Origin of the sequence: Pseudomonas sp. C11 (assembly GCF_034683865.1) — a bacterium.
GTDB lineage: Bacteria > Pseudomonadota > Gammaproteobacteria > Pseudomonadales > Pseudomonadaceae > Aquipseudomonas.
Genome location: NZ_JAWIIP010000004.1, coordinates 245,115 through 258,579 on the forward strand (window position 1 = coordinate 245,115; position 13,465 = coordinate 258,579).

Consider the following 13,465-nt stretch of genomic DNA (forward strand, 5'->3'; position numbering starts at 1 on the left):
GCAGGCAGCGACGCTAAGTCAACACCCTGCTTGAATTTTTTCTGAAAAAGACGGGTCACCGCCTAATGCCATTCAGTTAAACGTCGCCGCTGCGAATTGGGTAGGAGCGGCGCCCCGCCGCGAACCGGGGGAATGCGCAATTGAAAAGCTTCGCCCCGGGGCGGGGCTCCTACGAAAGGACAGTTTGGCAACCTAGGGTCACCACCCGGCTCAGTCCATCTCGCCACACAGCTCGGCGGCCCTCAAGAGTGCCGCAGCCAAGCTGTGGCGCTCCCACTCGGCCAGCGCGGCGAAACGCTGATTGAACTCCGGTGGCATCAACGATGGCGCCTGCTGGATCAACTCACGTCCGGCCTCGCTGATCAGCAGCCATTGGCGGCGGCGATCCTGATCATCGCGCTGGCGCTGCAACAGGCCACGCTCTTCGAGGCGGTCGAGCAGGCCGGACAGCGTCGCGGCGGTCAGGCTGACGCGGCTGCTGAGTACGCTGGCGGTCAGGCGCGTCTCGCTGGCCAAAACCTGCAGGATCATCAACTGCATCGGCGTCAGCCCACCGAAGCGGGCCAGGCGCTTGGCATGCACCTCCCCTGCCTGCTGCAGGCGGCGCAAGGCCTGGAACAGAGGCATCTCGAAGGCCATGACAGATGACAAATCTATTTCAACAGGAACTTTTTTATCACTCATAAGCACCAATTCATAACAACCAAAACTTTGACATGAAAGCATTATTTTGTTTTGGTGTAAAAGGCTCGACCACGAGCCACTCCCCAACGGCAACACCGGTAAGGAACTATGTGCGGAATAGCTGGAGAACTTCGTTTTGATCGACGCCCCGCGGATCTGGCGGCAGTCGAACGCATCACCCACCACCTGGCCCCTCGCGGCCCCGATGCCCACGGCTTCCACAGCCAGGGCCCCATCGCCCTCGGCCATCGCCGCCTGAAGATCATGGATCTGGCCGAAGCCTCGGGCCAGCCGATGATCGACAGCGATCTCGGCCTGTCGATGGTGTTCAACGGCGCCATCTACAACTACCCCGAATTGCGTGCCGAGCTGGAAACGCTGGGTTATCGCTTCTTCTCCGGCGGCGACACCGAGGTGCTGCTCAAGGGCTACCACGCCTGGGGCGAAAAGCTGCTGCCCAAGCTCAACGGCATGTTCGCCTTTGCCGTCTGGGAGCGCGACACGCAAAGCCTGTTCATCGCCCGTGACCGCCTCGGCATCAAGCCGCTGTACCTGTCGCGCACTGGCGAGCGCCTGCGCTTCGCCTCGTCGCTGCCGGCCCTGCTGCAAGGTGGCGATATCGCCAAGACGCTGGATGCCGTCGCCCTCAACCACTATTTGAATTTCCATGCCGTGGTACCGGCGCCGCGCACCATTCTGGCGGGTGTCGAGAAGCTGCCGCCGGCCACCTGGATGCGTGTCGACGCCGACGGCGAGGTCGAGCAAAAGACCTGGTGGGCGCTGCAGTTCGGCCCACAGGGCGAGGAAGTGAATTACGGCTTTGAAGAATGGCGCGACCGCACGCTGCAAGCCATGCGCGAGGCGGTGGAGATTCGTCAGCGTGCCGCCGTGGATGTTGGCGTGCTGCTCTCCGGCGGCGTCGATTCGAGCCTGCTGGTCGGCCTGCTGCGCGAAGCCGGCGTGGAAAACCTGCTGACCTTCTCCATCGGTTTTCAGGACGCCGGCGGCGAGCGCGGTGACGAGTTCCAGTATTCGGATCTGATCGCACAGCGCTTTGGCACCCAGCATCATCAGCTGCGCATCGGCGAGCACGAGATTCTCGAGCAACTGCCGCAGGCCTTCCGCGCCATGAGCGAGCCGATGGTCAGCCACGACTGCATCGCCTTCTACCTGCTCTCGCGTGAAGTGGCCAAGCACTGCAAGGTGGTGCAGAGCGGCCAGGGCGCCGACGAACTGTTCGCCGGTTACCACTGGTACCCACAGGTCGATGGCGCCAAGGATGCATTCGCTGCCTACCGCGCCGCCTTCTTCGACCGCGAGCACGACGAATATGCCACTTGTGTGCAGCCCGCCTGGTTGACCGGCGACATGGCCGGCGAGTTCGTCCGCGAACACTTCGCCATGCCGGGTGCAGACGCCGCCGTGGACAAGGCGCTGCGCCTGGACAGCACCGTGATGCTGGTCGATGACCCGGTCAAGCGCGTGGACAACATGACCATGGCCTGGGGCCTGGAGGCGCGCACGCCGTTCCTCGACTACCGCGTGGCCGAGCTGTCGGCGCGTATCCCGGCACGGTTCAAGCTGCCCGAAGGCGGCAAGTACGTGCTCAAGGAAGCGGCGCGCAAGGTCATCCCCAGCGAGGTGATCGACCGACCCAAGGGTTACTTCCCGGTGCCGGGCCTCAAGCATCTGGAAGGCGCCACCCTGGGCTGGGTGCGCGATCTGCTGCTCGACCCCAGCCAGGATCGCGGCCTGTTCAACCCGAGCATGCTCGATCAGTTGCTGACTAACCCGCAGGGCCAGCTCACGCCGCTGCGCGGCTCCAAGCTGTGGCAGTTGGCGGCGCTCAACCTGTGGCTGAGCGAACAGGGTCTGTAACGACGCAGGAGCGGCTGCAGCGCAATGCCGCCCAGCCGCTCCTACGCGTTAAAGAACGGTCGTCGCCCAGATGCCATTTCGGCTCGACATGACTCAACACTCGATCCGGCTCAGACCGGCGAAGGACAACTCATGCGCTCCCCTGCCTTCAAACAACGCCTGATCCGTGGCCAGACACCCTCCTACGAGCGCTTGCAGGCGCGCCTGGCCGAAGATCACACCAGCGAGCCGAGCCAACCGCAGGCCATTCACTGCGGCTGGGGTCGCCTGCTGATCGGCCACACCTACCCGGACGCCATGGCGCTGGCCGAATCCCTGCTCGATGAGCAACCCGGCGAGCGCGATATCGCCCTGTACGTCGCTGCTCCCCATCAAGTGCTGGCACACGCCCCGCAGCAGCTTTTTCTCGACCCCTCCGACACCTTGCGCCTGTGGTTCACCGACTACCGTCCGGCGCGCCGCAGTTTTCGCGGCTTTCGTATTCGCCGTGCACAGAACGAGGCGGATTGGCAGGCCATCAACTGCCTGTACCAGACCCGTAACATGCTGCCCATCGACCCGGCCAAGCTCACGCCCTACAACGAAGGCGGCCCCACCTACTGGCTGGCCGAGGACGAAGACAGCGGCGCGGTGATCGGCAGCGTCATGGGCCTCAACCACCAGCGTGCCTTCCGCGATCCGGAAAACGGCAGCAGCCTCTGGTGCCTGGCGGTCGACCCGCAATGCAGCCGCCCCGGTGTCGGCGAAGTACTGGTGCGCCACCTGATCGAACACGGCATGAGCCGCGGCTTGAGCTACCTCGACCTGTCGGTGCTGCACGATAACCAACAGGCCAAGAAGCTCTACGCCAAGCTTGGCTTCCGTGAACTGCAGACCTTCAGCCTCAAGCGCAAGAACGGCATCAACCAGCCGCTGTTCCTCGGCCCCGGCCCACAGGCCGAACTCAACCCTTACGCCCGCATCATCGTCGATGAGGCGCTGCGTCGAGGTATCGAAGTAACGGTGGACGATGCCGAAGCCGGACTGTTCACCCTCAGTCACGGCGGCCGGCGCATCCGCTGCCGTGAGTCGCTGTGCGACCTGACCAGCGCCGTGAGCATGACCCTGTGTCAGGACAAGCGCCTGACCCATCGCACCCTGTCACGCGCCGGCCTCAGCGTGCCGGCGCAACGCCTGGCCGGCAGCGCCGAGGACAACGCCGCCTTCCTGGCCGAGCATGGCTCGGTGGTGGTCAAGCCGGTCGACGGCGAACAGGGTCAAGGCGTGGCGGTGGATTTGCGCACGCCCGGCGAGGTGCAGGAGGCCATCGAACGCGCCCGTGTTTTCGACCAGCGCGTGCTGCTGGAGAGTTATCACGCCGGCCATGACCTGCGCGTGCTGGTGATCGGCTATGAAGTGGTGGCTGCAGCCATCCGCCGCCCGGCCGAGATCATCGGCGATGGCCGCCACAGCATCGGCCAGTTGATCGACGCACAGAGCCGCCGCCGCCAGGCTGCCACCGGTGGCGAGAGCCGCATCCCCAAGGACGCCGAAACCCTGCGCACGCTGCACGGTGCCGGCCTCGACTACGACAGCGTACTGCCGGCCGGCGAGCGCCTGGCCGTGCGCAAGACCGCCAACCTGCACACCGGCGGCACCCTGGAGGACGTCACCGCGATCCTCCACCCGACCCTGCGTGACGCCGCGATCAAGGCCGCGCGAGCGTTGGACATCCCGGTGGTCGGCCTCGACCTGCTGGTGCCCGCCGCCGATCAAGCCGAGTACGTATTCATCGAAGCCAATGAGCGTGCCGGCCTGGCCAACCATGAGCCTCAGCCGACCGCCGAGCGTTTCGTCGACCTGCTGTTCCCGCTGAGCCACGCCACAAGCTGAGCTACTCGCCCGGCCCACTCCCGCAAACGGGAGTGGGAAGACTCAAACGCCGAGGAGACTATATGCAACAACTACCCGAACCCGACCTCGACTACCTGCACAAGGTCTTGCTGGAAATGCTCGCCATTCCCAGCCCCACCGGTTTCACCGACACCATCGTGCGCTACGTCGCCGAGCGTCTGGAAGAACTGGAAATCCCCTTCGAGCTGACCCGTCGCGGCACCATCCGCGCCACCCTGCGCGGGCGCCAGAGCGAGTACGAACGCTTCGACCGCGCCGTGTCCGCGCACCTCGACACCATTGGCGCCATCGTCCGCGAGATCAAGGACAACGGCCGCCTCGGCCTGGCACCGGTGGGCTGCTGGTCGAGCCGTTTCGCCGAAGGCAGCCGCGTCAGCCTGTTCACCGACAACGGCGTGATCCGTGGCAGCGTATTGCCGCTGCTGGCCTCCGGGCATGCCTTCAACACCGCTGTGGATACCTTGCCGGTGAGCTGGGATCACGTCGAACTGCGCCTGGACGCCTACTGCGCCACCCGTGCCGATTGCGATTCGCTGGGCATCTCGGTGGGCGATATCGTGGCCTTCGACCCGCTGCCGGAGTTCTCCGAAAGCGGCCATATCAGCGCCCGTCACCTCGATGACAAAGCCGGTGTCGCCGCTCTGCTGACCGCGCTCAAGGCAATTCGCGACCATGGCCTGCAGCCGATGATCGACTGCCATCCGCTGTTCACCATCACCGAAGAGGTTGGCTCCGGCGCCGCCGCTGCCCTGCCCTGGGACGTCAGCGAGTTCGTCGGCATCGACATCGCCCCGGTCGCGCCTGGCCAGCAGTCCAGTGAGCACGCGGTCAGCGTGGCCATGCAGGATTCCGGCGGCCCCTATGACTATCACCTGTCGCGGCAACTGCTGCGTCTGGCGGCGGAAAACGACATCCCGGTGCGCCGCGATCTGTTCCGCTACTACCACAGCGACGCCCAGTCGGCCGTAACCGCCGGCCACGATATCCGCACGGCATTGCTGGCCTTCGGTTGCGACGCCACTCACGGCTACGAGCGCACCCACACCGACAGCCTCAAGGCGCTGACCCAGATCCTCACTGCCTACGTGCTCAGCCCACCGGTTTTCGCCAGCGACGCGCAGCCGGCGCAGGGCTCGCTGGAGCGCTTCAGCCACCAGTTGGAACACGAGGCGCAAATGGAAAGCGATACCCGTGTGCCTTCGGTGGACAGCCTGTTGGGGCAACGTGATCAGGACGCTTGAAGGCCGCTCGGCATAAAGGCAAAGTGACGGCAACGGAAAGCGAGGGGAGCGACAGCTCCCCTTTTTGTGGCCGCGATTCGCGCGACTACTCTTCATACGGATCGTCGCACCGCGACGTTGGAATGACTGCCGGCCATGCCTGCATGGCCCCTCTGAGGTTCACGGATGCCTCGTTTCTGCCTGGCTTTGCTCCTGTTCTGGCTGGCCGGCCCGCTCTGGGCCGCGCAACCCGCGCCGCTGGATAGCGACGAGCTGCGCCTTTCCCTCGGCCCGTACACGACCTATTACGAAGACGCCGGTGGGCAGATGGACAGCGACCAGATTATGGCGCTGGACGATGCGGCGTTTCAGCCGCTCAAAGGCGAGTACGCCAATCTGGGCAAGAACAACTCGGTCTGGTGGTTCAAGCTGCGCCTGGTCAATAGCCTCGAACACCCGCTGGGCGGCTATCTGGAGGTCAACTACCCGCTGCTCGATGACCTGCAGGTGTACCTGATCGATCCGCTGGGGCAGACGCTGCGCCAGGAAAGCGGTGATCACTTCGCCTTCGCCCAACGCCCGGTCAAGGTGCGCAACTTCTGGTTCCCGCTGCAGGTGGAGCCAGGCGTCAGCACCCTGCTGGTGCGGGTCGAGACCACCAGCACGGTGTTCGTGCCCCTGTTCTTCGCCACTCATGGGGCCAGCGCGGCCGCGCAAGAAAACCTCATGGGTTTCAACGGTGCGTTCTACGGCGTGCTGTTTGCCATGTTCTGCTACAACCTGTTTCTCTACCTGTCGCTGCGCGAATCCGCCTACCTCTGGTACCTGGCCTACAACCTCAACGTCGGCCTGCTCGCCGCCTGTTTCGACGGCATGTTGTTCAAGCTACTGCCCGAACACGTGGCGCTGCAATCGGTGGCCATCTACATCCTGATGTACCTGCACTGCCTGAGCGCCATCCAGTTCAGCCGCCACTTCCTGCATGCCGCGCAGTTCTTCCCGCGCCTGGACACCGGCCTGCGCCTGCTCATGCTGGCCTGCATCGGCTGCCTGGTTTCGGTGCCGCTGATCGGTTTCGCCGCCTGGAACATCCTCGCCAGCCTGACCGTTTCGCTGGTCTCGCTGATCCTCCTGCTGACCGGCCTGTACGCCTGGCGTCGCGGCGTGCGCTACGGCTCCTACTACACCCTGGCCTGGGCCGTGCTGCTGTTCGCCTTCATCCAGGCCACCACCGGCTCGCTCGGCCTTGAAGTGTTCGGGGTGTTCGGCGGCACCGTGGTGAAAATCGGCGTCACCCTCGAACTGATCACCCTGTCCATCGGCCTGGCCGACCGCATCAACCTGCTCAAGGAAGAAGGCTTCCAGTCGCGCCGCGCGGCCGAACAGGCAGAGTTCGAGAGCCAGGCCAAGAGCCGCTTCCTGGCCAAGATGAGCCATGAGATCCGTACGCCGCTCAATGGCGTACTGGGCATGCTGCAACTGCTGCGCGAAACGCCGCTCGACCGCAGCCAGCGTTTCTACGTGGACACTATCTCCAGCTCCGGCAGCTCGCTGATGGCGGTGATCAACGACATCCTCGACTACGCCCGCATCGAATCCGGCAAGCTCAGCCTGGAGCAGATCGACTTCGACCTCGAAGACATGATTTCCGAGACGCTCAGCCTGTTCACCGGCCAGGCGCTGGACAAGCGCCTGCGCCTCTATGTCAGCCTGGAAGCCGGCGTGCCACGGCGCATCCAGGGCGACCCGACACGGCTCAAGCAGGTGCTGATGAACCTGCTCAGCAACGCCCTGAAGTTCACTCCCGAGGGCCACGTCGCGCTCAGCGTCAGCCTGCGCAACGACAGCCAGGGCAACCCGCATCTGGTCTTCGCGGTGGGCGACAGCGGTATCGGCATCAGTGAACAGGTGCTGGCCAAGCTGTTCGAGTCCTTCGCCCAGGGCGACTCCAGCACCACCCGCCGCTATGGCGGCAGCGGCCTCGGCCTGGCGATCAGCAAGGAACTGGTGGAAATGATGGGCGGCCGCATCGAGGTGCAAAGCACCATCGGCCAGGGCACCCGCTTCGCTTTCGACGTACCGCTGCTCGCCGAGGCGGCCGCCCCCGACGAGCTGACGCGCCTGCTCAACGGGCGTACCGCCCTGCTCGCCTCGCTCGACGGCCTGGGCCTGGACGCCATGAGCCGCCTGCTCGGCCGCTGGGGCTTGCGTACCGAGCGCTGCCAGACGCCCGAACGCCTGCAGGACTACCTGGAGGACTTCAAGGCGCCGCCCCTACTGGTGCTGATGGCGCCCTGGCCCGGCAGCGTCATGCACTGGCTCGAATCGCTGCGTCACAAGCTGCAACCCGGACAGCGCGTGTTGCTGGTATGCCCTCCCGAGAACTGCCAGACTCTGCCCCCCAGTCAGGGGCTGCGCCTGCAGCACCTGGCCCAACCGGTCGCGGTCAATGCTCTGCGCCTGGCATTGAACGAGCTATACGCAGAACCCCGTGCAAAGGTGCATCAGTTGATCCGAGAGATACGCAGCGACAAGGGCGAAGCCCCCTGCATCCTGGTCGCAGAAGACAACCCGGTGAATCAGTTGGTGGTACAAGGCTTCCTGAAGAAGCGTGGCTACAGCGTGAAGCTGGTCACCAATGGCCAGGCCGCCGTGGACGAGTACCGCCGGGATCCCGGCGGCGTCCACCTGATCCTCATGGACTGCGAAATGCCGCAGATGGACGGCTTCGAGGCCACCCGGCAGATTCGCCGCCTGGAGCGTGACACGCCGTTGCCCGCAGTACCGATCATCGCCCTGACCGCGCACATTCTCGAAGAGCATCGGCAGAACGGTCTCGATGCCGGCATGGACGACTTCCTCGGCAAACCGCTGGACAGCGGCCTGCTTTACAGCACCCTGGAGCGCTACCTGCAGGCTCGCAGCCCATCCTGACAGCCTTTATCATGGGCGCCGTCCGACCGGAGCGCCCCACCGTGCTGATCCCCGCCAACCTGCTGCAAGCTGAAACCCTTACCGCCCTGATCGAAGACTTCGTCACCCGTGACGGCACCGACAACGGCGACGACACCCCACTGGAAACCCGCGTACAGCGCGTGCGCCGCGCCCTGGACAAGGGCGAGGCGGTAATCGTCTTCGACCCCGACAGCCAGCAGTGCCAACTGGCGCTCAAGCGCGACGTGCCCAAGGAATGGATCGACGCTCTGCGCGACGACGCCTGAACCCTCAACGGCGCCAGCGCCGTGCCAGCCAGTAATCGACGCTCAACCAACGCCCTGCCCCACTGAAGAACAACGCCACCAACATCACCAGATAGGTGGCGGCGAACTCGATGCCGTTGTTCAGCACCACGAACTTGCCGCTGCCAGTCAGCCAATCGTAATTGCCGTGCTCACGCAGAATCGCCCGCGCCCGTTCGAGTTTCTCTGCCGCTGCCAGCACACGCTCATTGGCGAAGGGCGCGGACGGGTCGGCAATCGCCTGCCAACCATAGGGCCAGTGCACGGTGACGATCGCCACCAGCATGGTGACGATCAAGGGAATACTGATCCAGCGCACGGCAAAACCAAACAGCAGCAGGATGGCGCCACCAGCCTCGGTCAGCGCCGCCGCCCAGGCCAGCAGTTCGGGAAATGGCAGGCCCAGGCCCCAGTCCGGGTTACCGAACCAGGCGGCGGTGGCGTCGATATCGGCCAGCTTCTGCATGCCGGCCATCCAGAACACCGGCACCAGATACAGGCGCAGCAACAGCGGGCCGAGAAAATCCAGGCGCCGGGTGGCCTCCAGCGCATCCTGAAAGCGATTGAGCAAAGCGATCATGGTGGTCAGTCCTCGGAATGGGGAAACCAGATATCGCGCGCCTGCCAGTCATCCAGCAGTACGCGAGCGTTAGCGAAATAGTTGCGATCAGCGGCCAGACCATGGGCGGCGGCCAACCCAAGCTGCGCCTGCATCGGCGGCTCGCCAGCCTGCAGGCGCAACGCCAACTGATAGGCGAACGGCGCCAGTTGCATGAAGCGCACCTGATCCTGGCGATCGCGCCAGACCAGCAGGCAGGTCGGCTCGTCAGGCGGCTGCGTGGGGCAGTGATCGGCACCGATCCTCTGCACCGGCCAGCAATAGGCCAGCGGCCAGGCCAGTGGCGACCAGCCTTGCGCGGGCAACCGCGCATCGCTGACATCCAGCGCCAGCTCGACCCACTCGTAATGAGCCAGCTCCAGCATGAACGCAGGGTCGTCAGGCTCGGCGCGATAGCCCTGCTGCAGCCAGGCGATGAACTCCTGGCTGATTTCCAGAAAGTACGGCGTACTCGCCCGATGCTCGGCGAAGAACGCGCGCAGTAGCCGTTGCCAGCGCTCGCCCCCGAGAACCCCGCGCAGCACCGGAAAGGCGCCGCTGACCAGGCTAGCGACGTTGTTGAAGAAAAGCTCCTCGTAGATCGCCATGCGCTCGCCGCTGATGCCCGGCAACAGCGGCTGCGCCTCGGGCTGGCGAATACGCGCAGCGAAGTCGCGCTGCAATTGCACGCTGCTCATGTGCCGTACCTGCTCTGCGGTTGCGCGGCCTGTTGCAGGCTGCGGATATGCGCCAGCTCGGCATACAGCTCGGCCAGCGGCGGGAAGTTGAAGTCGCGCTCCAGCAGCGTCGGGCGTACGCCATGCTGCGCATAAGCGCGGCTCAGCAATGCCCACACCGGGTCGATCACCGGCGCACCGTGGGTGTCGATCTTCAGATCTGCCGCCTGGTCGTAATGCCCGGCGACGTGCAAATAGGCGATGCGCTCACTGGGCATCGCGGCGATATAGGCTTCGGCATCGAAGTCGAAGTTCAGACTGTTGACGTAGACGTTGTTGACGTCCAGCAACAATTGGCAGTCAGCACGCTCCAGCACCGCGCGAACGAAATCCGCCTCATCCAGCTCGCCGGGCAGGCGCGCGTAGGCCGAGACATTCTCGATGATCAGCGGCCGCTCCAGCACGTCCTGCACGATACGCACGCGCTCGGCGATGCGCGCCACCGACTCTTCGGAAAACGGCAACGGCATTAAGTCATAGAGCAGGCCATCGTCGGCACAGGCCGACAGATGCTCGCTGTAGGCCAGCACGCCATGCGCGTCGAGAAAGCCCTTGATGGCGTGCAGCAACTCCAGATTCAGCGGCGCGAAGCCGCCGAGGTTGAGGGACAGACCATGGCACAGCAACGGCCGGCGCTCGCTCAGGGCGCGCAATTGCTTGCCCAGGCGGCCACCGACGCCGATCCAGTTCTCCGGCGCCACTTCGAGAAAGTCGGCGCCGCTGGCTTGATCGCCAATCAGCTCGGCGAGTAACCCGCGACGCAGGCCGAGACCGGCGCCGGTTAGGTTTGCGAGGTGCATGATCCGTCCTCCCCTGCGCCCTTACTCGTGCTTCTCGCCGCCGCACTTGCCTTCGGCGTCAGTCTTCTTGTCGGCGCCGCAGGAGCCTTCCTTGTCCGCTTTCATATCGCCTTTCATCTCACCGCCACATTTGCCTTCACCGCAGGAACCTTCCTGCGCCTTCTCACCGGCAGCCAGGCTATAGCCGCTGCTCAGCTCCTGCGCGGCGAACGGGTTGCTCGCGGCCTGCGCGGTAAAGGCAACGGTGCTCAGCAGCGCGGCGCCCAGGGTAGCGGTCAGGGTATTGAGTTGTTTCATGGCATCTCTCCATCGGCTTCGAATACGGCGCCGGATTGGCGCCCTCGCAGCAATGGACGAGGCACAGGTGCGGGCGTTACAGCAGAGACAAAAATTTTCCGTAGCCCGGATGAAATCCGGGGAGCGTTGCCCGCCACCAGTCGCGGCTACGACTGCATGGATGCAGGAGCTAGAGCGAAGCAGGATGCGAGAGCCGCCCGCTCCCACAGACACAGAAAAATCCACCGCACCGTGGGAGCTTCAGCGGCGAGGCTTTCGATAGCCAGTAGCCCGAACGGCCAGCGCAAACGGTGGATGAAAAAAGCGTCATCCACGCGCTGGAGCTGTTGCTGATCACGGCCCTTTACAGGCATGGGATGAATGTCGGAGGAACGCGCGACTTACAGCATGGCATCGCAGTCATTACGCTTGGTCTTGCTACGACGGCGATAGGGCAGCACGTACCGAAGATGCAGCAGCCTGACCTGATGACCGAGCGATTGCGCCAAGCGCCCCCAGTAATGCGCTGTGCCGCAGGCTTCCATCACCCACTCGACCGGCTCGGCCTGCTCCTGTATATATCGCCGGAACGCCTCTCGGTTCAGCCGCTTGCGCTGCACCACTTGGCCGGAACGGACACACTCGGCAACTTGGTAAACGGACTTGGCCAGATCAACAGCGATGCACTTCATAACGGCTCTCCCGTTCAAAAACCTCGAAACTTTGGGATAGAACTGTGGTGTGGGGAGAGTCCATTGCAGCATTCAAGCCGCTAGCGTCGCTCACTGGGACGGGCTAAAGCCCGCCCTTTAACCAAACGTTAGATTTCTCATGAACGAACCACTCACGCTCAAAAGCATTGCCCTGAGATTCATAAACCGGATTGCCAATCCCAGCTTTGAAAACAAGGCAATCGGCGCATTTCTCGTATCGGGCTTCGCCTTTCTATATTTCTCACAGCCGCTCAGCATCAACGGAAGGATTCAACTAGATTTCGGCTTCCTGAAAGCTGACCTTGCTGCCGGGAACGATCCGAATTGGTATCTCTTTTCGCTGGGAGTTTTTTTCATCGCTTATGGTGGATATGCACTGTTCAAGCTGAAATTGGCACCACCAGTCTCACGACGCAGCGAAATTGGCGAATTACTCTTAATGATCGAGCAGAAAAAATCGCAGTTGAAGAACGCACAGATTCAGCAGTTCTTTTCGGATCTATTCAAAATCAAAGCACCTGTTCCCATTATCGAAAAACTCTTGTCTGCGGATGATCCGACCGGTTGTATCTACGACTATCGCTTCGCCGGCCACCTCGTCTCATTGCGCAACAATAGTTTCGTCTCTGCAAAGCCAACAATTGACCATCAGCGCCAAGTCACGAGATATAGTTGGGCCTACTACGCCGTGAGCTTTACCCTATTAACCTGTATGGCCGCACCGCTTGCGCCCTTTATCGATGCACCATCCCGCCAGCAACTCTCAGTACTAGGATTTCCGTTTGCGATTGCACTCGGACTAGTCGCAGCACTAATTTTGAGTCTTATTCGCGCCCACTCTGCAGCCCTAAGACTTCTCGCTTCGCCCGCTGGTGAATCGCCGGAGGCCAAGAAAGACAGGGAAACCATGTTAAAGTTATTAAACAGTGTACATACACCCACCTTCGATAACTTCATCTACTACGGGCGTCTTCATTTTATTGACAATAGCATTTTCCACTTCTGGGAAGGACTAAACGGAAAGATCAATGCCTCAAACTTCCATATATATGATGATGACCTTCGAGTCGCCACTTTGGGACTTCATGCGAATTGGGGGAAAAGCCTCAGCTTCGGCAAATACTTTATAAACACAAACAACGGTCACTTTCACAAATTTGACAGCCGAGACGACAACTATCGAGACCAAGAGGCCAAGGCTGCTCATGACGCCTTTTCTGAGGCGATCAATGAGGCAGACCAATATCTAAGATCACTACTTGCGCTCGTTCGCGAGAAGTTTCCCGACATTGATATTGAGACCACCAACTCTATTGCGCTCGCTGACTATCGAAGTTACCAACTTGAGGACATCTAACATTTCATTCCACTGGATCTGTGCAAAAAACCGCGCAGATCGGTGAATTCAAACGTTAGGATAAAAGGAA

General features: G+C 62.7%; 11 protein-coding genes and 1 pseudogene. 6 read left to right on the top strand and 6 right to left on the bottom strand.

Annotated elements, in window-relative coordinates:
• Nucleotides 1-210 precede the first annotated feature (210 nt).
• Nucleotides 211-684 carry a MarR family winged helix-turn-helix transcriptional regulator gene (locus VC352_RS09080; protein ID WP_322979247.1) on the bottom strand — a complete coding sequence of 158 codons (474 nt, stop codon included), beginning with the start codon at nucleotides 682-684 and terminating at the stop codon, nucleotides 211-213.
• Nucleotides 685-792: 108 nt separating this feature from the next.
• Here VC352_RS09080 and VC352_RS09085 point away from each other — a divergent pair, with 108 nt between their 5' ends.
• The 5 genes from VC352_RS09085 (at nucleotide 793) to VC352_RS09105 (ending at nucleotide 8,896) form a co-directional block, all read left to right on the top strand.
• Nucleotides 793-2,562 (top strand): N-acetylglutaminylglutamine amidotransferase, encoded by a 1,770-nt coding sequence (locus tag VC352_RS09085; protein WP_322979248.1) that lies wholly within the window; start codon nucleotides 793-795, stop codon nucleotides 2,560-2,562.
• Between the two features lie 132 nt (nucleotides 2,563-2,694).
• Entirely contained in the window at nucleotides 2,695-4,434 is a 1,740-nt protein-coding gene (ngg, locus tag VC352_RS09090) for an N-acetylglutaminylglutamine synthetase (protein WP_322979249.1), read from the top strand.
• 62 nt (nucleotides 4,435-4,496) lie between these two features.
• Nucleotides 4,497-5,696: an osmoprotectant NAGGN system M42 family peptidase gene (locus VC352_RS09095; protein WP_322979250.1), complete on the top strand. Its 1,200-nt coding sequence runs from the start codon at nucleotides 4,497-4,499 to the stop codon at nucleotides 5,694-5,696.
• A gap of 165 nt (nucleotides 5,697-5,861) precedes the next feature.
• On the top strand, nucleotides 5,862-8,609 hold the full coding sequence (locus VC352_RS09100; protein ID WP_322979251.1) for a hybrid sensor histidine kinase/response regulator: 2,748 nt from the start codon (nucleotides 5,862-5,864) through the stop codon (nucleotides 8,607-8,609).
• Between the two features lie 41 nt (nucleotides 8,610-8,650).
• Nucleotides 8,651-8,896 carry a YheU family protein gene (locus VC352_RS09105; RefSeq protein ID WP_322979252.1) on the top strand — a complete coding sequence of 82 codons (246 nt, stop codon included), beginning with the start codon at nucleotides 8,651-8,653 and terminating at the stop codon, nucleotides 8,894-8,896.
• Between the two features lie 4 nt (nucleotides 8,897-8,900).
• On the opposite strand, the gene VC352_RS09110 is transcribed toward VC352_RS09105, so the two are convergent.
• From VC352_RS09110 to VC352_RS09130, 5 genes and pseudogenes are all read right to left on the bottom strand, one after another.
• Nucleotides 8,901-9,494 carry a DoxX family protein gene (locus VC352_RS09110; protein WP_322979253.1) on the bottom strand — a complete coding sequence of 198 codons (594 nt, stop codon included), beginning with the start codon at nucleotides 9,492-9,494 and terminating at the stop codon, nucleotides 8,901-8,903.
• Nucleotides 9,495-9,499: 5 nt separating this feature from the next.
• Nucleotides 9,500-10,210: a DNA-binding domain-containing protein gene (locus VC352_RS09115; RefSeq protein WP_322979254.1), complete on the bottom strand. Its 711-nt coding sequence runs from the start codon at nucleotides 10,208-10,210 to the stop codon at nucleotides 9,500-9,502.
• Nucleotides 10,207-11,049: a DUF692 domain-containing protein gene (locus tag VC352_RS09120; RefSeq protein WP_322979255.1), complete on the bottom strand. Its 843-nt coding sequence runs from the start codon at nucleotides 11,047-11,049 to the stop codon at nucleotides 10,207-10,209. The genes VC352_RS09115 and VC352_RS09120 overlap by 4 nt, the downstream gene beginning before the upstream one ends.
• Before the next feature lie 21 nt (nucleotides 11,050-11,070).
• Complete coding sequence (locus tag VC352_RS09125) at nucleotides 11,071-11,346, bottom strand: hypothetical protein (protein WP_322979256.1); 276 nt, start codon at nucleotides 11,344-11,346, stop codon at nucleotides 11,071-11,073.
• Between the two features lie 311 nt (nucleotides 11,347-11,657).
• A pseudogene (locus VC352_RS09130) lies at nucleotides 11,658-12,017 on the bottom strand (IS110 family transposase); the annotation flags it as partial.
• A 139-nt stretch (nucleotides 12,018-12,156) separates the two neighbouring features.
• Here VC352_RS09130 and VC352_RS09135 point away from each other — a divergent pair.
• Nucleotides 12,157-13,395: a hypothetical protein gene (locus tag VC352_RS09135; protein WP_322979257.1), complete on the top strand. Its 1,239-nt coding sequence runs from the start codon at nucleotides 12,157-12,159 to the stop codon at nucleotides 13,393-13,395.
• Nucleotides 13,396-13,465: the final 70 nt, after the last annotated feature.